The organism is Empedobacter sp. UBA1574, from assembly GCF_002322895.1.
GTDB classification, from domain to species: domain Bacteria; phylum Bacteroidota; class Bacteroidia; order Flavobacteriales; family Weeksellaceae; genus Empedobacter; species Empedobacter falsenii_B.
In genome coordinates, this window is sequence record NZ_DCOI01000029.1 from 64,546 (window position 1) to 88,010 (window position 23,465).

22 protein-coding genes and 1 riboswitch are annotated in these 23,465 nt (G+C 31.8%); of the genes, 9 read left to right on the forward strand and 13 right to left on the reverse strand.

Features of this window, described 5'->3' with window-relative positions; all coding sequences use genetic code 11:
• Positions 1-5: 5 nt before the first annotated feature.
• Positions 6-983 carry a pyruvate dehydrogenase complex E1 component subunit beta gene (locus B3578_RS08790; RefSeq protein WP_114998120.1) on the reverse strand — a complete coding sequence of 326 codons (978 nt, stop codon included), beginning with the start codon at positions 981-983 and terminating at the stop codon, positions 6-8.
• A gap of 158 nt (positions 984-1,141) precedes the next feature.
• Positions 1,142-1,384: a TM2 domain-containing protein gene (locus tag B3578_RS08795; RefSeq protein WP_291047924.1), complete on the reverse strand. Its 243-nt coding sequence runs from the start codon at positions 1,382-1,384 to the stop codon at positions 1,142-1,144.
• Between the two features lie 174 nt (positions 1,385-1,558).
• Positions 1,559-1,701: riboswitch (cobalamin riboswitch) on the forward strand.
• A gap of 34 nt (positions 1,702-1,735) precedes the next feature.
• On the opposite strand from B3578_RS08795, the gene B3578_RS08800 reads away from it, so the two are divergent.
• Both B3578_RS08800 and B3578_RS08805 read left to right on the forward strand, forming a co-directional pair.
• On the forward strand, positions 1,736-3,544 hold the full coding sequence (locus B3578_RS08800; RefSeq protein ID WP_291047928.1) for a TonB-dependent receptor plug domain-containing protein: 1,809 nt from the start codon (positions 1,736-1,738) through the stop codon (positions 3,542-3,544).
• 6 nt (positions 3,545-3,550) lie between these two features.
• On the forward strand, positions 3,551-4,627 hold the full coding sequence (locus B3578_RS08805; protein ID WP_280049930.1) for a DUF5074 domain-containing protein: 1,077 nt from the start codon (positions 3,551-3,553) through the stop codon (positions 4,625-4,627).
• A 36-nt stretch (positions 4,628-4,663) separates the two neighbouring features.
• On the opposite strand, the gene B3578_RS08810 is transcribed toward B3578_RS08805, so the two are convergent.
• Positions 4,664-5,569, reverse strand: a complete 906-nt coding sequence (locus B3578_RS08810) for an EamA family transporter (RefSeq protein ID WP_291047932.1) — start codon at positions 5,567-5,569, stop codon at positions 4,664-4,666.
• 77 nt (positions 5,570-5,646) lie between these two features.
• Between B3578_RS08810 and B3578_RS08815 the strand changes: the two genes are divergently transcribed.
• Complete coding sequence (locus B3578_RS08815; RefSeq protein ID WP_115001927.1) at positions 5,647-6,087, forward strand: nucleoside deaminase; 441 nt, start codon at positions 5,647-5,649, stop codon at positions 6,085-6,087.
• Here B3578_RS08815 and B3578_RS08820 read toward each other — a convergent pair.
• Positions 6,084-6,830, reverse strand: a complete 747-nt coding sequence (locus B3578_RS08820) for an alpha/beta fold hydrolase (RefSeq protein ID WP_114998131.1) — start codon at positions 6,828-6,830, stop codon at positions 6,084-6,086. The two genes, B3578_RS08815 and B3578_RS08820, sit on opposite strands and share 4 nt — an antisense overlap.
• Before the next feature lie 45 nt (positions 6,831-6,875).
• On the opposite strand from B3578_RS08820, the gene B3578_RS08825 reads away from it, so the two are divergent.
• Positions 6,876-7,355 (forward strand): hypothetical protein, encoded by a 480-nt coding sequence (locus tag B3578_RS08825; RefSeq protein ID WP_114998135.1) that lies wholly within the window; start codon positions 6,876-6,878, stop codon positions 7,353-7,355.
• 27 nt (positions 7,356-7,382) lie between these two features.
• Positions 7,383-7,967 (forward strand): hypothetical protein, encoded by a 585-nt coding sequence (locus B3578_RS08830; RefSeq protein WP_114998137.1) that lies wholly within the window; start codon positions 7,383-7,385, stop codon positions 7,965-7,967.
• 2 nt (positions 7,968-7,969) lie between these two features.
• On the opposite strand, the gene B3578_RS08835 is transcribed toward B3578_RS08830, so the two are convergent.
• Positions 7,970-8,563, reverse strand: coding sequence for a hypothetical protein (locus B3578_RS08835; protein WP_219034054.1), 594 nt, complete (start codon positions 8,561-8,563; stop codon positions 7,970-7,972).
• A gap of 124 nt (positions 8,564-8,687) precedes the next feature.
• Between B3578_RS08835 and B3578_RS08840 the strand changes: the two genes are divergently transcribed.
• The gene (locus B3578_RS08840) at positions 8,688-8,936 is read left to right on the forward strand and encodes a hypothetical protein (protein ID WP_291047942.1); all 249 of its coding nucleotides are present in this window, start codon (positions 8,688-8,690) and stop codon (positions 8,934-8,936) included.
• Between the two features lie 15 nt (positions 8,937-8,951).
• A complete protein-coding gene (locus B3578_RS08845; protein WP_291047946.1) occupies positions 8,952-9,746 on the forward strand; it encodes a hypothetical protein in 795 nt (264 codons plus the stop codon).
• 50 nt (positions 9,747-9,796) lie between these two features.
• Here the strand turns inward: B3578_RS08845 and B3578_RS08850 are convergent, their stop codons facing one another.
• The 4 genes from B3578_RS08850 to dprA form a co-directional block, all read right to left on the reverse strand.
• The gene (locus tag B3578_RS08850; protein WP_286495281.1) at positions 9,797-10,948 is read right to left on the reverse strand and encodes a cystathionine gamma-synthase; all 1,152 of its coding nucleotides are present in this window, start codon (positions 10,946-10,948) and stop codon (positions 9,797-9,799) included.
• Between the two features lie 83 nt (positions 10,949-11,031).
• The gene (gene recO, locus B3578_RS08855) at positions 11,032-11,751 is read right to left on the reverse strand and encodes a DNA repair protein RecO (protein WP_125349971.1); all 720 of its coding nucleotides are present in this window, start codon (positions 11,749-11,751) and stop codon (positions 11,032-11,034) included.
• On the reverse strand, positions 11,751-13,976 hold the full coding sequence (locus B3578_RS08860; RefSeq protein ID WP_291047951.1) for a two-component regulator propeller domain-containing protein: 2,226 nt from the start codon (positions 13,974-13,976) through the stop codon (positions 11,751-11,753). The genes recO and B3578_RS08860 overlap by 1 nt, the downstream gene beginning before the upstream one ends.
• Before the next feature lie 88 nt (positions 13,977-14,064).
• A complete protein-coding gene (gene dprA, locus B3578_RS08865) occupies positions 14,065-15,162 on the reverse strand; it encodes a DNA-processing protein DprA (protein WP_219034050.1) in 1,098 nt (365 codons plus the stop codon).
• A gap of 88 nt (positions 15,163-15,250) precedes the next feature.
• Between dprA and B3578_RS08870 the strand changes: the two genes are divergently transcribed.
• The gene (locus B3578_RS08870; protein ID WP_291047954.1) at positions 15,251-16,405 is read left to right on the forward strand and encodes an SPOR domain-containing protein; all 1,155 of its coding nucleotides are present in this window, start codon (positions 15,251-15,253) and stop codon (positions 16,403-16,405) included.
• Positions 16,406-16,483: 78 nt separating this feature from the next.
• Here B3578_RS08870 and B3578_RS08875 read toward each other — a convergent pair whose 3' ends face one another.
• The 4 genes from B3578_RS08875 to B3578_RS08890 all read right to left on the reverse strand — a co-directional run bounded on the left by B3578_RS08875 (position 16,484) and on the right by B3578_RS08890 (position 22,745).
• Entirely contained in the window at positions 16,484-17,932 is a 1,449-nt protein-coding gene (locus B3578_RS08875) for a TolC family protein (protein ID WP_291047957.1), read from the reverse strand.
• Positions 17,925-21,092 carry an efflux RND transporter permease subunit gene (locus tag B3578_RS08880; protein WP_286495287.1) on the reverse strand — a complete coding sequence of 1,056 codons (3,168 nt, stop codon included), beginning with the start codon at positions 21,090-21,092 and terminating at the stop codon, positions 17,925-17,927. Before B3578_RS08880 ends, B3578_RS08875 begins: the two co-directional genes overlap by 8 nt.
• Positions 21,093-21,110: 18 nt before the next feature.
• Positions 21,111-22,193 (reverse strand): efflux RND transporter periplasmic adaptor subunit, encoded by a 1,083-nt coding sequence (locus tag B3578_RS08885; RefSeq protein ID WP_219034048.1) that lies wholly within the window; start codon positions 22,191-22,193, stop codon positions 21,111-21,113.
• A 156-nt stretch (positions 22,194-22,349) separates the two neighbouring features.
• Positions 22,350-22,745: a hypothetical protein gene (locus B3578_RS08890; RefSeq protein WP_125349977.1), complete on the reverse strand. Its 396-nt coding sequence runs from the start codon at positions 22,743-22,745 to the stop codon at positions 22,350-22,352.
• A 180-nt stretch (positions 22,746-22,925) separates the two neighbouring features.
• Between B3578_RS08890 and B3578_RS08895 the strand changes: the two genes are divergently transcribed.
• On the forward strand, positions 22,926-23,447 hold the full coding sequence (locus B3578_RS08895; RefSeq protein ID WP_219034046.1) for an acyl-CoA thioesterase: 522 nt from the start codon (positions 22,926-22,928) through the stop codon (positions 23,445-23,447).
• Positions 23,448-23,465: the final 18 nt, after the last annotated feature.

Genomic DNA, 23,465 nt, shown 5'->3' on the forward strand with positions numbered 1-23,465 from the left:
CTTAATTATTTATACATCACAGCTTTTACAGCTTCAACTACATCTTTTGCATTAGGAATCCAAGTCTCATACAAGTTTGGAGCATAAGGCGCTGATGTATCTTTTGTTGTGATACGTTTGATTGGTGCATCTAAATAATCGAATGCTTTTTGTTGAACCATATACGTAATTTCTGAAGCAACTGAAGCGAAAGGCCAAGCTTCTTCTAAAACTACTAAACGATTTGTTTTCTTAACAGATTTGAAAATTGTATCGTAATCTAATGGACGAACTGTACGTAAGTCAATTACTTCTACAGAAATTCCTTCTTTAGCTAATTCATCAGCAGCAATGTAAGCTTGCTTAATGATTTTCCCGAAAGAAACTAACGTTACATCTGTACCTTCACGTTTGATTTCTGCTTTACCAATTTCGATTGTGTATTCTTCATCTGGCATTTCCATTTTATCTCCATACATCTGTTCAGATTCCATGAAAATTACTGGATCGTTATCACGAATTGCAGATTTTAATAAACCTTTTGCATCATAAGGGTTTGAAGGAACAATTACTTTAAGACCTGGTACATTTGCATACCAATTCTCAAAAGCTTGTGAGTGTGTTGCACCTAATTGTCCTGCAGAAGCAGTAGGTCCTCTAAATACAATTGGACAGTTGAATTGTCCTCCTGACATTTGATAAATTTTTGCAGCGTTATTGATAATTTGGTCAATAGACACTAATGAGAAGTTGAATGTCATATATTCTACGATTGGACGACATCCCGTCATTGTAGATCCAATTGCGATTCCAGAAAAACCAGCCTCTGCGATTGGCGCATCAATTACACGTTCTGCTCCAAATTCGTCTAACATTCCTTTCGAAGCTTTGTACGCTCCGTTGTATTCTGCTACTTCTTCTCCAATTAAAAATATAGATTCATCGCGACGCATTTCTTCACTCATTGCCTCTGCGATTACTTCTCTAAATGTTTTTATAGCCATTTTATGCGATTTCGTTCTTTATTATATTTTTTCCTAAAGCAAATGTAATAAAAAACTTGCGAATTATTTAAAACGAATTCATTCAATAAAAAAATCCCAAAATAATCTAAAGTTATTTTGGGATCGAAAAATATTTAAAAAAGAATGTAATCTCTATTTTAGAACCAGCCTTTGTGACCTTCTACATATGTTTTATCAAACTCTTCGTCAGATTTAGTCAAATAAATAATCCCTTCAATAAATCCAATAAGTCCAGCAAATCCAAATGTTACAAAAGTGGCAATAATTTGAATAACTCCTTCTTTTGTATATCCTAAATAGAATTTATGAATTCCTAAATATCCTACTAAAATTCCAGCAATGATTTTTTTCTCTGATTTGTACGGCTGATTGTTTTCCATCGTTTTTAAAGTTTAAATAATAATTGTTTTTGTTGGTTACAAATTTAATTTGTCCATCATTCTTAAAAATCACTAGATATAATGATTTTGAATACTGTACAAATAAAATAAATCTGATCTTAATTTAAGGTTAACGATTTAACAATCTACTTTTTATAAAATCAATTGCTTTTCTTTACATTTGCATAAAATGGTGCTCAACGAGTGAGTTAAAAGGGAATTTGGTTCAATTCCAAAACTGTCCCCGCAACTGTAAATTCTAACATACTTTTTGTAAAAGAATAAGTCAGGAAACCTGCCATTGCTAACAAATTAATAGAAAATGTTTTCGGAGGAAAAACAGATTTTAATATGAAAAAACTTTTTCTTTGTTTTAATCTTATCGCTGGAATTGCTTTTGCACAGACGGATACCATCAATTTGAAACCTTTGATTTTGAACGATGCTTTTCTTAAAAATCATTACAAATCTCAAAGTATTATCAAACTTAATGATAGTATTTTAGAGCAAAATCCTAATCAACTGACGCAAGTTTTACAAGCGCAAACGCCAATTTATTTTAAAGAAAATGGACGAGGAATGGTTTCTTCGCCTTCGTTTCGTGGAACTTTAGCTTCGCATACAGCGGTAATTTGGAACGGAATAAATGTCAATTCGCAAACAACAGGACAAACGGATTTTAATTTATTTGCAAGTAATTCGTTTGACGGAATTTTAGTGAAACCAGGAGGCGGAAGTATTGCGTATGGAACAGGTTCTATCGGCGGTACAATTCATTTGTTGAATAAATTTGAGTATGACAAAGGTTTACAGCAAAAAATAAATTTAGGATACGGAAGTTACGATACATGGTCGGGAAAATATCAATTGAAATATAGTACAGAAAAATTTAGTTCTTCAATCGATTACGAACGAAATCAATCTGATAATGATTATAAAATTCCGAATCACATGAAGAAGAATTTGAACGGAAAATATTATTTCAATACAATTAATGGAAATTTTGGCTATAAAATTAATCCTGAAAACGAATTGAAACTTTATTCAATGATCAATTTTGGGAAGCGCGAATTTCCTTTAGTTGACATTGGTTCAACGCCTTCTGGGTACGAAAATAAGGATTATCGTTTGATGACAGAATGGAATTTCAATCCAAATGAAAAGTGGCTATCGCAGTTAAAATTGGCATATATCCGAGAAGAAAACAGTTATTTCAACAATATTCACAAATCTTATTCGGACGATTTACAGGTGGATAATTATGTTTTAAAATATTATCTGAATCATCAATTGACTAATAATTTCGAGCTTTCATTTTTATCTGAAGCTAATTATAATCAAGGAAGTGGAAATAATTTGAATAAAAGCGATCAAAACTCAATCAATTTTGCCTTAATCGCGAAGCATAAATTATCAGATGTTTTGGAATACGAAGCGAGTATTCGTCAAGATTTTTCTGATACGTACCAAAATCCATTTATTTATTCATTGGGTTTTAATTTTCGTCCGATTCATTCGTATCAATTGAGAGGAAATGTTTCGAAAAATTTCAGAAATCCAACCTACAATGATTTATTTTGGAAAACTGGTGGAAATCCAGATTTGAAATCAGAATCAGCTTATCAATTTGAACTTGGAAATGATTTTATCAACAAAAATTTAAACATTCAAACCAATATTTTTTATAATAAGTTGAGTGATATGATTCAATGGATTCCGAGTTCGCAAAACACTTCTTATTGGGTTCCTGTGAACATCAACAAAGCTGAAACCTATGGTTTTGAAATGATTGGAAGCTACAAATGGAATGCATTTAGTTTCAATACAACTTATGCATACACCAAAACAAAAGATAAATTTAAAAATAAGGAATTGATGTATTCCCCAAATCATAAATGGACGGCGAGCGCACAATACACTTACAAACGTTTATCTGCTTTTCTACAAAATATTTATACAAGTAAAGTTTTTACCGATTCGGAAGAAGAAAGAACACTTGATGGTTTTTGGCTAACGAATTTAGGTTTAAATTTTACGATTTCACCACTTTATAGCGTTTCTATGAGTGTGAATAATGTGTTTAACCAAGAATATCAAACGCAAGAAAATCGTTGGCAACCCGGCACAAATTATAACATACAAATACAAATAAAATTTTAAAAAACTATGACTAAATTTAAATCAATCGCACTTATAGCCTTGGCAGGAGTATTTTTACAATCTTGTTCAAATGACGATGATGGGCCAAATAATGATCCTGAAAAAGGAAACTACTCGAAAGGAGTTTTTATTTTGAATGAAGGAGGTTTCAATTCAGCTAACGCAGAAATCACTTATTTTGATCCAACAAAAGATGTAAGTACAACAAATCCTATTCAAGAAATTTTCAAGACTGCGAACGCTGGTGCACAATTGGGTTCTGTAGGACAAAGCATGTATTTCAAAGGAAACAAAGCTTATATTGTTCTTAATGTTTCTAATAAAGTAGAAGTTGTAGACAACACAACTTTCAAAAAAATTAGTACAATTCCATCATCAGATAATATGAGCAACCCTCGTTATATCGTTTCTGATGATCAATTTTTGTATATCTCAAACTGGGGAGATCCTAATGTAACGACAGATGATTTTATTGCAAAATACAAAATCAGTGATTTAACATTTGTAGAAAAATATAAAGTAGATGAAGGTCCAGAAAAAATGATTCTTGACAATAACAAACTTTATGTTGCACAAAAAGGTGGCTGGGGAACAGGTAAAACAGTTACAATTATTGACCTTAAAACAAATGATAAAAAAAGTATAAATGTTGGTGATGTTCCGACAGATTTAACAATTCAAAACGGAAATTTATTTGTGCTTTCTCAAGGTGTTAATTGGGGAACTACTACAAAAGGAAAATTGGTTCGTTATAATTTAACTTCAGAAGATAAATTAGAAATGAATTTTCCTGATGGACAACATCCTAATTTCTTAGTTGCGGAGAATAGTAAATTGTATTACATCGTTAATAATTCTGTTTATTCTATGGCTACAAATGCAACAGCTTTGCCTACAAAAGCAGATTACATAACAGGTGCTGATAGTGTATATGGTTTCTATGTAAAAGGTGATACTTTTTATGTTTTAGACGCAAAAGATTACAATTCTAATGGACGATTATTAATTCAGAATGCACAAGGAGGTCTTAAAAATCCAGCAATTACAACTGGAGTTTCACCAAATTCTGTTTACATCAAATAATATTTCCTGAAAAATCAACATAAAAATATCTGAAGTTTAAACTTCAGATTTTTTTATGTTTTTCATTTTGAAAATTGTTTGTGAATTAAACCCTACAATCGCGAGTAAAATCAAACTATAACCGATCATTTGCATTAGAGAAACGGCTTCTTTGTAATAGAAAATTGCTAAAACAAAATTCATAATTGGATTCAAATAAATTAAAATTCCAACAGTTGAAGAGTCAATTCCTTTTAAAGCAAAATTGTTTAAGAACATTGGAATGATAGTGAACAAAATCACAATCATCATGATACATTGATAGAAAATTGTTTCGGTCGGAATTGGTCCTGAAAAGATGAAAACCAATGGTAACATCAGAATGGCTACAATTAATAATTGTGTCATCAACAAATTGAAACTATCAAAAACATTCAAACTTCTCTGAATAATGATATAGAGTGCAAATGTACAAGCTACAATCAAACTATAAACCAAGTCTATAAGATGACCTATAGAAATAACCAAACATGCTAAAAGACTAATACCAACTGCAATCCATTTTATTTTGGTCAAATGTTCTTTCAGAATAATGAAAGCCAAAACGGTAGTAATAATCGGGCAAACCAAGTACGAAAGCGATGCTGCTTGTACGCTAATATGATTCATCACGATAATAAACATCAACCAATTCGTCATCAAAATCAATGATCCGCCAACAATTAAACTTACTAATTTTTTCTGTTTCTTTTTATCAAATGATTTGAATAAATCATAATCAGCTTTCATCTTATTACGTCGAAATCCAACATTAATGACCACTAAAAAGAAAACGGAAACATACAATCTGAAAAATAGAATATCCAAAGGTGGATAACCGGCGATCGGTTTCAATCCGAAACTAAAAAATCCCCACATAAAGTAGGTTATAATGGCTGCAATGATATATTTTGATTGATTCATAAAAGAGGCATCAATTTGTACAAATGTATCGAATATCCAATTTGGAAATGATTATTTTTGCCTTAAATTTTATAGAAATGGAAAATCTTTTTACAGACGAATATTTTATGCGAATCGCCTTTAACGAAGCGGTTACAGCTTTCGAGCGAGACGAAATTCCAGTTGGAGCTGTGATTGTTTGCAACAACAAAATTATCGCGAAAGCACATAATCTAACGGAAACATTGACTGATGTTACAGCGCACGCAGAAATGCAAGCCATTACGTCTGCAGCAAATTATTTAGGTGGAAAGTACTTACAAGATTGCACATTGTATGTAACCTTAGAACCTTGTGTGATGTGCGGCGGAGCATTGTATTGGAGCCAAATCTCGAAAGTGGTTTATGGTGCTTCGGATGAAAAACGCGGTTTTAAAGCAAAAATTGGCGAATTACATCCAAAAACTGAAATTGTTTCGGGAATTATGGAAGAGAAATGCGGTCAATTGATGAAAGAATTTTTCCAACGTAAGCGCTAAATTGATTTCAAAATCGATAAAACCTCATCATAATTTTCTATAAAAGCCATGTGTCCGCCATCAAATTTGTACAAATGAATATTAGGTAAATTTGGAATTAAGATTAAAAATAATTCAGGATTAACTGTTTCATCATTCATTCCAACAATAATATAAATTCCACCTTTGAAATCATACAAAATCGACGAACGATCTGGACGCTGTCGCATTCCTTTCAAAGCTGCACAAACACCTTCAATTGGAGTTTTTAAAGCAATTTCTTTTACAAATTTCAACTCATCTTTGAATTGATCTCGATGATGCGCTGCAAATAAAGTAGGCATACTAAAACTCACCAACGCATTGAAATTTTTACGAGCAGTTTCACACGCTTTCAAACGTTGATTTTTCTTCGCTTCATCATCTGGTAAAGTCGAGGAGTTAATCAAAACAATATTTTCTACTCGTTCAGGAAAAAGATCAGCCAACGCACACGTCACATATCCTCCCATCGAATGTCCTACAAAAGCTACTTTTTCAAGATTTAATTCATCCAGAACTTCAATCACTTTTTCTGCCATTTCTTCCATCGTATTCACCTCTTGAAAATTTTCAGAATTTCCATGTCCAGGTAAATCAATTGTAATAATTTGATTGTGATGAAATAAATCATTCTGTAAACGATTCCATATTTTATGATTTTCCAAAAAACCATGTAAGAAAACTATAGGTTTCCCAACTCCAATACTTTCGTAGAACAACATATTTTGGTTCAGAATTTGTAATTAATTAAATACAAATTTACAACAATGAAAAAATATAATCCTATTATAATACTCACAATAGCTATTGGTGCTATTCTTATTTATTGTATTACAAGAAATAAATCACTTATAATTGGAGGTTCTGTACAAAAAGAAATTAAAAAAGATTCTTCTATTCAGGAAATTGCTTTTGCTTCTCCAAAGATTATGAATAATTCTGAATTGAAATTAATACAAGGAAAAGGTAAATTTGAAATTGAAAAAGTAGCAAAAGAAGAACAAACATTTAGTTTTAGAAATGATTCTTCTTCATCTGTTTTTATTCAAATAATTCCTCAAGATAAACTAGGAAACATTAGAATTAATCAACTTATCTCTCCAAATAATGAAAAAGATGGTCCTTTTGGACAAGAAATCAATTACGATTTAAACGAAAAAGGTTTGTATCAAATTCGAATTGGCGAAAGTTTGATGCAAGGCGATCCATTTGAAGGAAAATATACCTTGAAATTGCAGTTAAAATAGTTACTTTTACAACAGAATTTTTCTGTTATGAAATGGACTTTTATCGCTTTTATTACATTGATTACGCTTTATAGTTGTGAAGACAAATCTACACCAACCATTTATCCAAGCAAGATTGGAGTTGATTCTGCGTACAAGGATTTGGTAAAAAAAGATAAACCAACAACAGAAGATGTAATGAAAGAAGAAGTGGTAAAAACAGCTTCTCCTCAGAAAAAAGTTGTGATAAAACCTCAGCAAAAAGTTATATCTAATACAGATAAAATTGTTCCTTTAAGCGCTAATAACACTACAGAGAATCTTGAAGTAAGTTATGCAAAAGCAAAAGCGGAACCGACTAAAATAGCGGGACAAACCAATACGTTTACGTTTAATGCAGATTCTGCAAAGAAAGTTTGGATCAAAATTTCTGCACAAGATTCTACAGCGAATATTAGAATTAATCACATCAAAGGACCTGCGGATTCTATAAAAGGTGGTCCTTTTGGCAAAGAAACCATTTTCGAATTACCTGCGCGTGGCGTGTATCAATTCTCGATTTCGGAGAAACCAACAACCCCAAAACCATACGCTGGGAAATATAAAGTTGAATTGAAATTATTGTGGAAATAAATCTATTTGTAATAGATTTTGTAGTTAAGTGAATGATTTTTCAAAATATCTTGTTTAATCATTTCACCATTAATTTCATTGTAATATTCGACTGATTTTTTTGTTACAATCAAATCAAAATAGCCATTTCCTTCGGGACAAAAAGGATTTTCGTAAGAAGTTTCTAAACCAATAAAATAGTTTTTGGCTTCGGAAGGTTTAAGTTTTAAATGAATCGGAAAAATATATTTTCCTTGATAATCTTTATCCACTTCAAACCATTTTTCTTCAATCAAACTTTGTTTATCCTCAATCGATTTTAGAATCATTGGTTTGAAATAATAATATTCGTTGCAATAATTTTTCTTTTTCACTTTTGATTCAAACAAAATTTCAATTGCGACAATTTCAATTTCTTTCTCATTTGGAAGTAATAAATTCGAAAATATTTTAAGTCCGAAACTTGTGTTATCCGTTAATCGAACCACTTGTTTAAACTTTGGACGAAATTGTTTGTAATTGGAATAATTCACTACCTCAACTTGATTGAGATTAATCGTATCCAACTTTTGAGCAAAACTCATCACAGAAAGTAAGAAAAGAATTAGAAACTTCATTTTATAAAAATAGAAAAAATTTTCAGTAAATGATTTTCTCAATTCATCCTAAAAAATCAACAATTCGTAAACATATATTTATACAAGTCTTTTGCTAACTATAGTTTTGATAAAAATTAACAACATGAAAACACTTATCAAAATCCTAAAAATCTTCTTTATTGCTCTAATTTCAATAATTACACTTATTTTTTTGTATTTATTTATTAGTAATAAAATTTTCTTAGCTTCTAAAAATGAAACAAATATTGGCTATCTAAAAAATAATAAAACAACAATTGACAGCAACTTTGATTCTCAGATTTTTGATAATAACTTCAACACTTCAAATGTTATTCTATTAGGTGAAATTCATGGTTTTGCTGACAATTAAAAATTAGATGAATTTATGTTTAAATATTTGAATAAGAATCTTGGATTCAACTATTACATTGCCGAAATGGACAGTTTAAATTCTAAAAAATTAAACACATTTCTAAGCTCCGATGTTAAAAATGAAAAATTATTAAAAGAAGTTGTTTTAGCTATTAAAAAAAGAATTCCTCAACAATCAAGTCAAGAGTTACTAAAAAAATGGAACAACTTGTATGATTACAATAAAACATTAAATGATTCATCTAAAATCGTTGTTTTGGGTATTGATACAAACTTTGATGATTCTAACAACAAAATTTCAAGAGATTCTGCAATGATTGAAAATTTTAATCATATCATTTCAAAGAATCATCTACAAAATGAAAAATTCTATGGATTATTTGGTCTTTTTCATACACTTCAAAAAAGTATGAATGATAAAGAAAAACCTTTTGCTGAAAGACTTTTAGACAATAAATATAACGTAACAAGCATCGTAAGTTATACATTGGACAGTGAAATGTATTTACCTAAAAATGATCAATTTCCTACTCCAGAAAATGAAAAAATAAACTGGGTAAATGCTGATGGACCGATGATGTTAATAAAAGGTATTCTTGATTTTAAAGAACTTGCAAAGTCTAATTCCATTTCAATTTTTAATCTTAATGCGAAAAATTCACCATACAAATCTTCTCAAAATTTAATTCAAATAAAGTCAAGATTATTTGGAGAAAACATTACGCCAAAAGAAAATTTAAAAACAACTGATTATTTTCAATACGTTGCAATTCTTCGTAATTCTGAAGCATTAACTCCAATTCAATAAAAAAAACGGAATCTTATAGATTCCGTTTTTTTTTATTTTCCTTATATCGATTAAATCAAATTCAAAACTTGTTCTAAATCTTCTAATAAGTCATCTATATCTTCGATACCAACAGACAAACGAATTAAATCATCTGTAATACCAATTTCAGCACGTTTCTCAGCAGGAATAGACGCATGTGTCATCGTAGCTGGGTGATTTGCTAATGATTCAACACCACCTAAAGATTCAGCCAAAGTGAAAACTTTTAAGTTTTCTAAAATTTTGAAAGCATCTTCTTTCTTCCCAGAAGTCAACGTAAACGTTACCATTCCTCCGAAATCTTTCATTTGTTTTTTCGCAATTTCGTGTTGCGGATGATTTTCCAAACCTGGATAATACGTGTGCGCAACTTTTGGATGAGCCTCTAAAAATTGTGCGATCTTCATTCCGTTTGAACAGTGACGATCCATACGAACAGCCAAAGTTTTGATTCCACGTAAAACTAAGTAAGAATCTTGTGGTCCTAAAATTCCTCCTGTTGCAAATAAATTGAAGTGAACATCAGTTGCCAATTGCTCTGAATTAACCACAATTGCTCCAGCAACTAAATCTGAGTGACCTCCTAAATATTTTGTTGCAGAATGCATCACTATATCTGCTCCCAACTCAATTGGTCGTTGTAAATAAGGCGAAGCAAATGTATTATCAACAGCGACTAAAATATCAGATTTTTTTGCTTTTACAGCATCATTTACCGCTTTGATATCAACCACTTTCATCAATGGATTTGTAGGTGTTTCAACCCAAACCATTTTTGTATTATCATTGATTAAAACAACAACAGCCTCAACATTTGTCATATCTACGAAATGGAATTTCAATCCAAATTTTTCATAAACACGTGTAAACAAACGGTAAGAACCTCCATATAAATCGTCCATCGCGATGATTTCATCACCTGGTTTAAATAATTTTAATACACCATCGATTGCTGCCAAACCAGAACCAAATGCAAAACCTGCAACTCCACCTTCGATAGATGCTAATGCATTTTCTAAAGCAGTTCTTGTTGGATTTGCACCACGAGAATATTCGTATCCTTTGTAATCTCCTGGTGATCTTTGCGCGAATGTTGATGTTTGGTAAATTGGAGTCATTACGGCTCCTGTAGAAGGGTCATGTTGTTGACCTCCATGTATAGCTTTTGTATTGAATTTCATTGTAAATGCTTTTAACTATAGCAAATATATGGAGTTTTATTTATTCTTTGTTTTAAAGATTTGTTAGAATTTATTTCGGGAGATTAACTAAACAATTCGTATAAAACTTGTAATGATTTTGGCTTCTTAAAATTATTGGTGTGAATTTGATAGTACTTCACTAGAATTTCGAGTAAAAGAGAACGTTGCGATTGGTTGAATGTATTTTTTGAATCTTCGGAAAAGTGTAATTCTAACAATTTTTTGAACAAAACAGTTTCATCTGCTTTCAACATATTGATAGATGAATTCGAATTTGTGAAAAATCCATTTTCTAAATCGAATAGATTTCCATCAATTTCTAAGTTGGGATAAAAACCAAGAAAATGTGATAATTGAATTAAAAAAATCAAATGAAAATCTGCAAAATCATCTTTTTTTTGATCAAATTCTTTTAACGAATGTTCAATGTAAAAATATAATTCTGGATTATCTGATTCTTCTTTTAGAACTAAGTTTAGGATTTCAGCTAAGAAAAAAACAATCGCCGATTTGATGGGATGAAAATGCAACGATTCATAATAATGCGACGTCTGAGCTGATTTTAAGAAAACCAATTGTTGTTCATTTGATTTCGGTTGAAAGCTCAAATCTATTTCTGCTAGCGGAAAATACAACGAAGTATTTCGCTTTTTTTTGGAGAAAACTCCTTTTGCTATAAATGATTTAAGGCCAAAATCTTGTGTATAACAACGAATAATTAAACTCGTGTCACCATATTTTAAGCTTGAAAGTACAATGGCTTTGGTTTCTAAAATTTTCATTAACGGACAACTGCAATTTTTAATGTTTTGGTTTCTGTACCATCAGCATTTGTCATCAAAACTAAGTAAATTCCAGAAGCTACTGGCTTTCCTTTTGCATTATTTGTGTTCCATTCTACAATTCCTCCTTCTGCTTTTTTCTCAAAAAGTAAATTTCCAACAATATCTGTAATCTTAACCAACGCACGATTTGGAAGATTTTTTATCGTGACATTCCCCTTATATTCTGGACGATAAGGATTAGGATAAGCAATTGCATTGTTAAAATTATTCGCTTCTGTCGATACATCTCCGTTATACGAAACCACACCTTTTTCCGTTGCAAAATATACTTTTCCTGTCGATTCATCAATCGAAACATCGTACACAACATCCGAAGGTAAAGGTGAATTTTTAGACGTAAAATACAATTTCGTCGATTCTCCACTATCCGAAACATAATAAACTCCTGCTCCATTTGTTGCAATCCATTTATTATTTGCGTTATCTACTTTTATAGCATAAATTCCAACATCGGTTAACAACGCTTCCGGAATTCCATCTTGAATAATGACAACAGGCTCGGCAATTATATTATTAGAACTTACAGCATTATCAGCTCCGTACAAAACCACTAAACCTTGTTGAGTTCCTATCCACAAGTTGTTTGATCTATCATTTGCAACTGTCAAAACGTTATTAATAGGCAACTTGTTTGAAGTTGTTAAAGTTGTTACTATTTGATAATTTTTATCTAATACAGCAACCCCTCCTCCTTCTCTACCACTTGGATAATAGGTATAAATATCAGAAAAATCAGGAGTTAGAGCCACTATTGCAGAGGCTTTATCAACAGAAATATTATTCCACGTCCCATTAGCATTACGTTCTAAGTAATAAACCGAATTATAATCAGGAGATTTTCCATCTGGAAATGAAGCACCAATATGTAAGTTTCCTAATTTATCATAGGCTAATCCAGAAATTCTAGAACTAGGGAACTGATTACTAATAATTCGATCAGGTTTATAATTATTTACAAACTCGAATTTAGTTGGATCAAATTCTAATAAATCTGTTCGCCCATTTACATCGCGTCCATACTTATTGAATGATGAAACTATAAATGTATTATTATTTTTATCTGGATGAGGAGCGATTCTTAAAACATCTCGAATATCAAAAATATCTTTTGAACGAAAATTGTTCCATTGTTTTACATTATAATAATAGAAACCATCACTATTATCTAAAACATTTCCATAACCTAGAGTTCCTCCTGGAGCAATCCAGACTTTTCCATTTTTTGTTGTTACAGACCAAGCTTTATTATTGAAAGGTCCATCGGGATAAAATTCTTTATGATTAGATAAATTAATAATTCCATGATTTACTGAACCTCCAAAATAAATATTGTTAATAAAAATTCCTGAATTGAAATTTATTTCATTTCCATCTTCATCAATTAAAGGGTAATTATCTCCTTTGAAAACAGAAATTTGATTATTCTGAGTAATAATTAATTTACCATTCGACGATTTTAACTCTTTAATCAAATTAAAAGGAGTAGAAGTTCCTCTTAATAATTTTAATTCATTGTTTACCGAATAATAAATCTCATTTTCAAATAATTCTATATTTGTAACATTTTGACCAACAATTTCTTCTTTCCAAATTTTTCTATTTGTAAAATCTGGATTATTCAAATTCTTATCCGATAATTCGCTCGAATAGATTCCTTTATCTGTTGCAATATAAAGAGTTGTTCCGTTAATTGTTGCATCATTTACAACAGCTGTATTTGTACGTGTTGTTTCTTTAAATTCTTCCTCTTTTAAGTCGAAAGAAACAATTCCAAAAGCTCCAGAAATAAACGCAATTCCATCATTTATAAAAATATGATTGACTTTTTTATCACCCGAAAAACCATTCCATTTGATATCCAAAACCATTGTCGATTCTCCAGATTTCAATAAATCTAAACCTCCATTTTCATACCCAACTAAAAACGAATCCGAATCTATATCATAAGCCATTGCAGAAACCCCAACATTGTTCAAAAAATTGGTTTTATTTAGTTTAATCCAATCACTTGTTGGATTTTGAGGATTGAACAAGAAAATTCCGTTTTCAGTTCCACAATAAATCACACCATTTACTTCTTCCAACAATTTCACATTATTGTAAGAAAAAAGATCAGTCCAACGCACTTTATCATTTTGAGCGTTTAAACTTGTGAAAATCATGGTGATGAAAATGAACAATTTTGTCTTCATAATGCACAAAAATACTGTAATTTATAACAAAATAACTTGCTAAAAATTGTATTGCTTGTTACAATAAATCATAAAATTTACCTGGAAGAGTAGAAATTATTTGCTTCAATTCTAAATCTAATAAAGTTGGCATCAATTCGTAGGATTTCAAATTTAAGTCAAAAGACATTTTATCAATATGTTGTTTTCCATTGGTTTTGAGATAATTTACAATTAAATTTTCATCATCAGAAAACTCAATAAACAAATCTATTTGTTTTGGTTTCTTCTTCGAATTGAAGTTAAAATAATCAATAATATCTTTCGAATTTTCGACCAAATAAGCTTGATGAGATTTTATCAAATAATTACACCCAATACTCAACACATCGGTTGATTTCCCTGGTAAAGCAAATACTTCGCGATTATATTCATTTGCAAATTTTGCAGTCACCAAACTTCCTCCTTTAAAAGCAGACTCTACCACAATTGTAATATCCGACAAACCTGCAATAATCCGATTTCGTTGTAAAAAAGCTTCAGGTGAAGCAATTTTAAAACTTGGTTGCTCCGTAATCCAACCTCCTTTTTGTAAAATTTCAATCGCAATTTTTTTGTGAGCAACAGGATAAATTCGTTCAAAATTTGTTCCCATTACCGACCATGTTACAACATTATTTTTAAGCGCATTTGAATGTGCTTCAATATCGCAACCATACGCCAATCCACTCACAATTGTAACATCAAAATCAGCTAAACCTTCAATTAATTCAGTAATAAAATTTCGTCCATAATTGGTCATTTTTCGTGTTCCAACAATCGAAATCTTTTTATTACTGAGATGATTAAATTCTAAATTTCCTTTGCAAAAAATCACTAAAGGTGCATCAATACATTCTTTTAAGAATTGTGGATAAGCTTCATCATAAAAAGTTAAAATATTGATTTGATTATTTTTACAATATTCTATTTCGTTAAAAGCTAAATCTAACCATTTTTTATTCCCAAAATCTTTGCTTATTTGCTGTCCAATTCCCGAAATTTGCATCAAATCTTTTGGTTTACAATTCCAAGCAGCCGCTGCCGAACCAAAAAATTGAATAATTTTTCGAGCCGTGATATCGCCAATTCCTTTCTGGAAAGAAAGTGCTAAAATATATGGTAAATCGGTTTGCATTTTGTTAAATTATTAATATTAAACCAACTAAGAATAATTTTAAGTATTTATTTTTTGCTAAATCTAAAAAAAATGTTAATTTCGTAGTATGAGGTTAGAAGAGCATATTAGTCAATTATTATTTCAGCACGATTGTGTAATCGTTCCAAACTTTGGTGCGTTTATCTCAAACACTGCTAATGTGGCGTTTGACGAGCAAACAAACACATTTATTCCACCAAGAAAAGAGCTTTCTTTCAATACAACTTTAACAAAAAGTGATGGTGTTTTGGTGAATAAAATTGTAGAAGATGAGCCAATGTCTTTTGAAAATGCGCAAACATTTTTGAATGAACAAGTTTATTTTTGGCAAGAACATTTGAAAAATGGAAAAGTTTTAACCTTACAAAATATCGGATCATTACAATTTAATGACGCTGGAAAAATTGACTTCAAACCAGAAAATGCTCAAAATTATTTCATCGCCGCTTACGGTCTTTCAAATTTACAAGCCAATTACATTTTAGATTCGTCTAAAACTAAAACCTCTAACAAACACATGTCAAAATTTTTAGCCGCAGCCTCATTAATTCCCATTATTGTTGGTGGCTTCCTATATTTTAATACGCCGCAACCCGTACAAGAATTCGTAACAGAACAATGGAGCGGTTTGGTTTTACCAATGATTGGTAAAGATGACGCAACCAAAACTGAAAAACCTACAGTGCAATACGATGTGTATAATATGCCGCAAACGATTGCTGAGCCTTCTTTAGTTGAATATCAGATTGCCGAAACGGTAACGAAAACAGATACAATTGAAACGCCTAAAAAAGTTGAAATTACAGTTGTAAAGGAAACGAAACTGAATGAAACTGAAAAGGAGATTACGGCAATTGTAAAGGAAAAGCCTTCGACAAAAGAAATTGTAAAAACAGAAACAAAAAAATTAACGAAAGTTGAAGCTCCTAAAACAGCTGAAAAGAAAGTTGAGGACAAAAAAGAAGTTGCAACTAAAACAACTTCAAAATCTAACAATAAAAAATATCAAGTAATTGCGGCTTCGCTTAAACGTCAAGAAGATGCTGATCGTTTGGTTCGAGAATTGAAAAAACAAGGTTACAAAGATGCAGGAGTTTCTTATGTAAAAGGTCGCTATTATTATGTTACATATAGCAGCTTCAATAACATAGAAGACGCGCAAAAATATATGAATGATGTGAATAAAAAGTCTCCTGGAACTTGGGTTAGAACTGAAAATTAAATCATTTTTTAATACAATATAAATCGAAATAAGCTGCCCAAAAGGCAGCTTATTTCTTTGTTAGAATGAATATGAAAACTACTTCCAGCCACCACCTAAACTTTTGTATATAGCGACAACTGTACTTAATTGTTTTTCTTTTGTTTCGATTAATTCCATTTTTGCATCCAATAAATCACGTTGAGTTGTTAACACTTCTAGATAATCTGCACGATTATTTTTGAACAACTGATTCGCAATATCAATAGATTCTACAAGTGCTTTCGCCTGTTTATCTTTGTACGAATAACTTTGTTCTAAGTTATTAATCTTCGACATTTGATTTGACACTTCTAAATAAGCATTTAAAATCGTTTTATCATATTCGTACAACGCTTGTATTTGATGAGCATTTGCTGTATTAAACTCCGCTTTTATCGCACTTTTATTGATTAAAGGCGCAGCTAATTCTCCAGCCAACGAATATAAAATAGACTCTGGCATTTTTACCAAATAAGATGGTTTGAACGCATTTAGTCCTAAAGCCGCAGAAATATTAAGTGACGGATAAAACTCTGCACGAGCCACTTTCACATCTAAAGCAGAAGCTTTTAACTCTAATTCTGCTTGTTTGATATCAGGACGATTTGATAATAATTCAGAAGGAATTCCTGCATGTACTGTTTGTGGAATCAAATCCATAAATGACGAACCATCACGTTTTATCTTTTGCGGATATCTTCCCAATAAAGCATTAATCCTATTCTCGGTTTCCGTAATATCTTGTTTAATATTAAACTCTTCGCTTTCTGATTTTAATAATTCTGCTTCAAATTTCTTCACCGCTAATTCAGTTTCACGCGCTGCTTCCTTTTGAATTTTAACTACACGAAGTGATTCTTTCTGTAACTCAATATTTCGATGAATTAACTCCAATTGACTATCTAAAGACAATAATTCATAATAAGACGATGCGATCTCTGAAATTAAATTTGTCAAAACAAAATTCTTTCCTTCTACCGTTGATAAATATCGCGCAATCGAAGCATCTTTCGAATTACGTAATTTTTTCCAAATATCAACTTCCCAATCAGCGCTCAATCCAATCGCATAATCCATCAAAGGATCAGGCATTTCTTTCCCGGGTTTTATCTCAGTCGAAGCATCACCAGCACCTTGACTTGTATAACGACCAACTTTCTCAACTCCAATTCCTGCATTTGCTGAAACATTTGGCGATAATTTTCCGTTTTTGTACAACACTTCATTTTTAGAAATCTCAATTTCTTGAAGTGTAATCATCAATTCTTGGTTATTTTTTAACGCTTCTTCAATCAAAACGACCAAATTTGGATCAGTAAAAAATTGTTTCCAAGGCGCCAACCCAGAACTTGGTGCATCATCATTTTGCACATTTTGATAAGCTTCTGGAATTTTTGGTGCTTGATGATTTTCAATCTCTTTGCTTACCGCAGGAGCTTTACAGCTCCAAATCATTGTTCCAAAAAGACTTATTGCAATTATATTTTTTAAACTATTTTTATTCATCTTCCGTGATTTCTTCTGTTAAAGGATTTTCATCTTCATATTTCACCAATTGCATTTTATCCGCCAAAGCGCCAAACGCAACATATAAACCGGGTACAATAAACAACCCGAAAATAGTTCCGAACAACATTCCGCCTGCAGCAGCAGTACCAATTGTTCTATTTCCTACTGCTCCCGGACCAGAAGCAATAACCAACGGAATAAGACCTGCAATAAACGCAAATGATGTCATCAAAATTGGACGGAAACGAACACCCGCACCTTCAATCGCTGATTTTACAATTGATAAACCTTCGTTATGTTTTTGTACTGCAAACTCAATAATCAACACCGCATTTTTACCGAGAAGTCCAATCAACATCACCATTGCAACTTGTGCATAAATATTATTTTCTAATCCTAATAATTTCAAGAAGAAAAATGCTCCGAAAATCCCTGTTGGTAGTGAAATGATAACTGGTAAAGGCAAAATAAAACTTTCGTATTGTGCTGCTAAAATCATGTAAACGAAAATTAAACAAATGGCGAAAATAATCACTGCTTCATTTCCACGAGAAACCTCATCTTTCGATATTCCTGCCCAATCAATTCCAAAACCACGAGGCAAAGTATTCTTAGCTACTTCATTAATCGCTGCAATCGCTTGTCCACTACTATAACCAGAAGCTGGCGTACCACTAATTTCTGCTGCATTATACATATTGTGACGCGTAATTTCTGATAAACCATATACTTTTTCAATTTTCATGAAAGCTGAATATGGAACCATTTCACCTTGATCATTTTTCACATACAATTTCAATAAATCTTCCGGTAGCGCACGATATTCTGGCGAAGCTTGTACCATCACTTTATAAGGTCGGTCAAATTTGATGAAACTTGTTTCGTAATTAGAACCAACTAATGTTGATAAATTATCCATCGCATTTTCGATCGAAACTCCTTTTTGTTCGGCAATATCATTATCAATTTTCAAGACATATTGAGGAAAGGAAGCACTATAAAATGTGAATACAGAGCTCAATTCTGGACGACGAGTTAATTCTTTTATAAAATCACGGCTCACTTCTTCCATTTTATGATAATCTCCACTACCCGCTTTATCCAATAATCTCAACTCGAAACCTCCTGCAGCTCCATATCCAGGAACAGATGGTGGTTGAAAATATTCGATATTCGCACCATTAATATTTCCAGCTTTTTCTTCTAATTCTTTGATGATTTCTTCCGCAGACTTAGAACGTTCGTCCCAACTTTTCAAGTTAATTAAACAAGTTCCAGAGTTTGCTCCTGTACCTTCTGTCAAAATCTCATAACCAGCCAAAGATGAAACTGATGAAACGCCATCAATTCCTTCCGCTATTTTTTGTAATTTTTGAGAAACTTCATTCGTTCTTTCTAACGTAGAACCTGGAGGTGTTTGAATAATTGCATAAAACATTCCTTGGTCTTCGTTTGGAATAAATCCAGAAGGCAAACTATTATTCAAAAAGAAAACTCCAGCGCAAAATGCAAGTAAAATTCCGAATGTAACAGTTCGTTTGTTAACTGTTTTGGTTAAAACTTTTTCGTATTTAAAAGAACCTTTGTTGAACAAATTATTAAACTTCAACAAAAATTTATTTAGCATCGTTTTCTTTCTTGGTTGATTATGATTATTTTTCAAAATCATTGCACACAAAGCTGGTGTAAGCGTTAAGGCAACAATTCCTGATAAAATAATTGATGTTGCCATCGTAATCGAAAATTGACGATAAAAAATTCCAACTGGACCAGACATAAACGCAACTGGAATAAAAACAGCTGCCATTACAAATGTGATTGCTATAATTGCTCCACTAATTTCGCGCATCGCTTCTTCCGTCGCTCGTAAAGGCGAGAGATTTTTCTCTTCCATCTTGGCGTGGACAGCCTCTATCACCACAATCGCATCATCGACGACAACTCCAATCGCCATAACTAAGGCAAATAATGAAATCAAGTTTAATGTAATTCCAAAGAAACTCATTAACGCAAAAGTTCCGACCAAAGAAACAGGAACCGCCAACGCAGGAATCAATGTAGAACGCCAGTCACCTAAGAATAAAAACACAACAATCCCAACTAAAACGAAAGCTTCAAAAAGTGTATGTACCACTTTTTCCATTGAAGCATCTAAGAATTTCGAAACGTCATATGAAATCTCGTAATCCATTCCTTTTGGTAAATTATTCTCTTTAAGATCAGCCATTAATGCTTTGATATTTTTAATCACTTCACTCGCATTACTTCCGTACGATTGTTTTATCACAATTGCGGCAGAAGGTTTTCCGTTCAATGTTGAGTAAATATCATACATCGAACTTCCGAATTCTATATCAGCAACATCTTTTAAACGTAAGATTTCTCCATCAGGATTTGCTCTTAAAATGATGTTTCCATATTGTTCTTTTGTGTTATATCGACCTGAATATTTTAATACATATTCAAAAGCTTCTGAACGTTTTCCAGAACTTTCCCCTGTTTTCCCTGGCGAAGCTTCAATACTTTGTTCATCCAACGCTTTCATCACATCATCCGCAGAAATATTATAGGCTTGCATTCTATCTGGTTTTAACCAAACACGCATTGCATATTCTCGGTTTCCTAAAATATCTGCATCTCCAACTCCATTAATACGTTTCAACTCAGATAAAATATTGATATCTGCATAATTATATAAAAATTGTTGGTCAGCTTTTGGATCGTTACTGTACAAGTTAATGTACATCAACATGTTTGATTCTTCGCGTGTAATTTTCACTCCTTCGCGAACTACTAAAGGCGGAAGTTTATTGACAACCGAAGAAACACGGTTTTGCACATTTACAGCTGCAATATTGGGATCAGTTCCTAAATCAAATATCACTTGAATAGACGCTTCACCGTCATTCCCAGCATCAGATGTAATATATTTCATTCCTGGAACACCATTTAGCGCACGTTCTAATGGAATTACCACCGATTTGATTAATAATTCATTATTTGCACCCGGATATTCCGCTGTAATATTCACCTTTGGTGGCGAAATTGAAGGGAACTGCGTTACGGGTAATTTGACTAATGATAGAATTCCTAAGAAAACTATAATCAACGAAATGACAATCGATAGAACGGGTCTTCGAATAAATTTATCAAACATAACTTTGAATTTTTTAGATTAGTTTGATTTTAATTTCAACGATGAAAGAACTTTTCTTGGTGCAATAAATTTCGTTTTGATTTTATCATCATCTTTCACTTTCTGAACACCCTCTAACAAAATATTATCTTTCTCCGAAAGTCCGCTTTCTACCACATAAACATCAGGCATTTCTAGACCAATCGTGATATTTCTCGATTTGACAACACCATTTTTATCTACTACAAAAACATAGGTTTTATCTTGAATTTCGTAGGTTGCTTTTTGTGGAATTAATAAAGCATCATGTAACGGAACTGTCATTTTTACTTTCCCTGTTTCACCATTTCTTAACAGATGATTTGGATTTGCAAAACGTGCACGAAACGCAATATTTCCTGTTTCGTTGTTAAATTCTCCTTCTATCGTTTCTACCAAACCTTTTTCTGGTAAAGGTTTATTATTCGCCATAATCAACGAAACTTGTTTATTCGCTCTATCTTGAATATTTGTTTGATAATCTAAATATTCAGGTTCAGAAACGTTGAAATAAGCAAACATTGATGAGTTATCAGATAAATTTGTTAATAACATTCCTTCGTCAATCAAGCTTCCCAATTTCATAGGAATTCTATCAATAACACCAGAAAATGGTGCACGAATATCTGTAAATGATAAATGTAATTGAGCCAATTGCATTTCTGCTTTCGATTTTTCTAATCGTGCTTGCGCAATGGCTTTTTCGTTCTTAGAAACGACATTATTATCAGCCAAAGTTGCTGAATTTTGTAATTCAATTTGTGCCTCTTTTACCTCAGCTTTCGATTTTAAATATTCGGCTTGATACATCGAAGGCATAATGCGAAACAACAATTGACCAGCTTGTACATGTTGACCTTCATCCACAAAAACTTTTTGCAAATAACCTTTTTCTTGCGCACGAATTTCGATGTTTCGTACCGATTGAATTTGGGCTACATAATCCTTATCTACAATCGTATCCATTTTGATTGGCGTTGTGATTGGATAATCTTTCACTTCTTCTTTTTCCTGTTTTTTTGATGAACAACTTGTTGTCAACAATACAGTACTTAGAGCTACAAATAATGCGACTCTTTTCATAATTCTTCTAACTATTAAATGTAAAATTTGATGAAATGGATTTCTTGGCAGAAGTAGTTTTACCAAAAAATATTACATACAAAAATTGGTTAACATTCAGCTATTCATGAACTGAACACTAATTTTTGGTGTAATTTTAAAAATTTAAGAAATCAATCAAATTCTGATTGTACGTAACAAAATGTACTTACAACTCGAAAATTTGATGGTTTTATTGTAGAAGATGTGCTTCTTTCTTAAACCTTGAATCATAAAGTTTAAAACCAGAACAACACTTAATAGTTTGATACAAGTTTCTAAATCGATTTTGTTTGATGTCTGAAAATCATCATCAATCGTTTCGATACTTGGATTAAATTCTTGAAATTGATTTGAATTTGAAGTTTTAGAAAATTTAGTTTCAACAATTTTACTTGCGTGATAAATATGTGTATTATCGTTAACAACTGTCTGCGAAGTTAAATTTCCTTGAAAATGTTGAGTACCCGCAAACACTTTAGTTTCCGCAAAAAATAGCAGAAATAAAGCAGACAGCAAGTATGTGATAAACATTTTCATAATTCTGTTCAAATGTAAGACTTGAAATAATACAATAATCTATATTAACATTTTTTAACTATAAAATTTTATTGATTTAATAAAAAACTCAATTACAAATACTTAACACAACGATAATAACTGTTTCAAAACTCGAATATTTTGTTGAAATTTGCACCCAACAAACAAAAGTTTATGGCGAAAGCAAAAACAGCAAAAGAGTCGTTAGCAGTAATGACAAACTTGGTTTTACCGAATGAAACCAACAACTTAGGAAACATGTTCGGAGGCGAATTATTGGCTTCTATGGACAGAATTTCTTCTATTTCTGCGAAAATGCATGGTGGAAGTTTTTTGGTTGTAACAGCAAGTGTCAATCACGTTGCGTTTAACATTCCGATTCCGATGGGAAGTACAGTGAAGTTAGAATCTAAAGTAACTCGCGCATTCAAATCATCGATGGAAGTGTATGTTGATGTCTATGTTTACGATTACGAAAATTGTGTTTATAACCAAACAAATAGCGGTATTTATACATTTGTAGCCGTTGATAATGATAATAAACCTGTTCAAGTCCCTGAATTAATTCCAGAATCTGAACAAGAAATCGAGCGTTATGAAGCTGCTTTGCGTCGTAAACAATTAAGTTTGATTTTGGCTGGCAGAATGAATCCTGCTGATGCACACGAATTAAAATCGTTGTTTATTACAGAATAAAATAAAAAAGTCGAAACA

What these genes read in the sequence shown, in the direction of transcription:
- B3578_RS08820 (WP_114998131.1), bottom strand. Translation starts at nt 6,830, where the DNA reads ATGTTGTTCTACGAAAGTATTGGAGTTGGGAAACCTATAGTTTTCTTA.
- B3578_RS08895 (WP_219034046.1), top strand. Translation starts at nt 22,926, where the DNA reads ATGGCGAAAGCAAAAACAGCAAAAGAGTCGTTAGCAGTAATGACAAAC.
- B3578_RS08790 (WP_114998120.1), bottom strand. Translation starts at nt 983, where the DNA reads ATGGCTATAAAAACATTTAGAGAAGTAATCGCAGAGGCAATGAGTGAA.
- B3578_RS08890 (WP_125349977.1), bottom strand. Translation starts at nt 22,745, where the DNA reads ATGTTTATCACATACTTGCTGTCTGCTTTATTTCTGCTATTTTTTGCG.
- B3578_RS08795 (WP_291047924.1), bottom strand. Translation starts at nt 1,384, where the DNA reads ATGGAAAACAATCAGCCGTACAAATCAGAGAAAAAAATCATTGCTGGA.
- B3578_RS08885 (WP_219034048.1), bottom strand. Translation starts at nt 22,193, where the DNA reads ATGAAAAGAGTCGCATTATTTGTAGCTCTAAGTACTGTATTGTTGACA.
- B3578_RS08815 (WP_115001927.1), top strand. Translation starts at nt 5,647, where the DNA reads ATGGAAAATCTTTTTACAGACGAATATTTTATGCGAATCGCCTTTAAC.
- B3578_RS08835 (WP_219034054.1), bottom strand. Translation starts at nt 8,563, where the DNA reads ATGAAGTTTCTAATTCTTTTCTTACTTTCTGTGATGAGTTTTGCTCAA.
- B3578_RS08840 (WP_291047942.1), top strand. Translation starts at nt 8,688, where the DNA reads ATGAAAACACTTATCAAAATCCTAAAAATCTTCTTTATTGCTCTAATT.
- B3578_RS08845 (WP_291047946.1), top strand. Translation starts at nt 8,952, where the DNA reads ATGTTTAAATATTTGAATAAGAATCTTGGATTCAACTATTACATTGCC.
- B3578_RS08825 (WP_114998135.1), top strand. Translation starts at nt 6,876, where the DNA reads ATGAAAAAATATAATCCTATTATAATACTCACAATAGCTATTGGTGCT.
- B3578_RS08850 (WP_286495281.1), bottom strand. Translation starts at nt 10,948, where the DNA reads ATGAAATTCAATACAAAAGCTATACATGGAGGTCAACAACATGACCCT.
- B3578_RS08870 (WP_291047954.1), top strand. Translation starts at nt 15,251, where the DNA reads ATGAGGTTAGAAGAGCATATTAGTCAATTATTATTTCAGCACGATTGT.
- B3578_RS08860 (WP_291047951.1), bottom strand. Translation starts at nt 13,976, where the DNA reads ATGATTTTCACAAGTTTAAACGCTCAAAATGATAAAGTGCGTTGGACT.
- dprA (WP_219034050.1), bottom strand. Translation starts at nt 15,162, where the DNA reads ATGCAAACCGATTTACCATATATTTTAGCACTTTCTTTCCAGAAAGGA.
- B3578_RS08880 (WP_286495287.1), bottom strand. Translation starts at nt 21,092, where the DNA reads ATGTTTGATAAATTTATTCGAAGACCCGTTCTATCGATTGTCATTTCG.
- B3578_RS08875 (WP_291047957.1), bottom strand. Translation starts at nt 17,932, where the DNA reads ATGAATAAAAATAGTTTAAAAAATATAATTGCAATAAGTCTTTTTGGA.
- B3578_RS08830 (WP_114998137.1), top strand. Translation starts at nt 7,383, where the DNA reads ATGAAATGGACTTTTATCGCTTTTATTACATTGATTACGCTTTATAGT.
- B3578_RS08805 (WP_280049930.1), top strand. Translation starts at nt 3,551, where the DNA reads ATGACTAAATTTAAATCAATCGCACTTATAGCCTTGGCAGGAGTATTT.
- B3578_RS08800 (WP_291047928.1), top strand. Translation starts at nt 1,736, where the DNA reads ATGAAAAAACTTTTTCTTTGTTTTAATCTTATCGCTGGAATTGCTTTT.
- recO (WP_125349971.1), bottom strand. Translation starts at nt 11,751, where the DNA reads ATGAAAATTTTAGAAACCAAAGCCATTGTACTTTCAAGCTTAAAATAT.
- B3578_RS08810 (WP_291047932.1), bottom strand. Translation starts at nt 5,569, where the DNA reads ATGAATCAATCAAAATATATCATTGCAGCCATTATAACCTACTTTATG.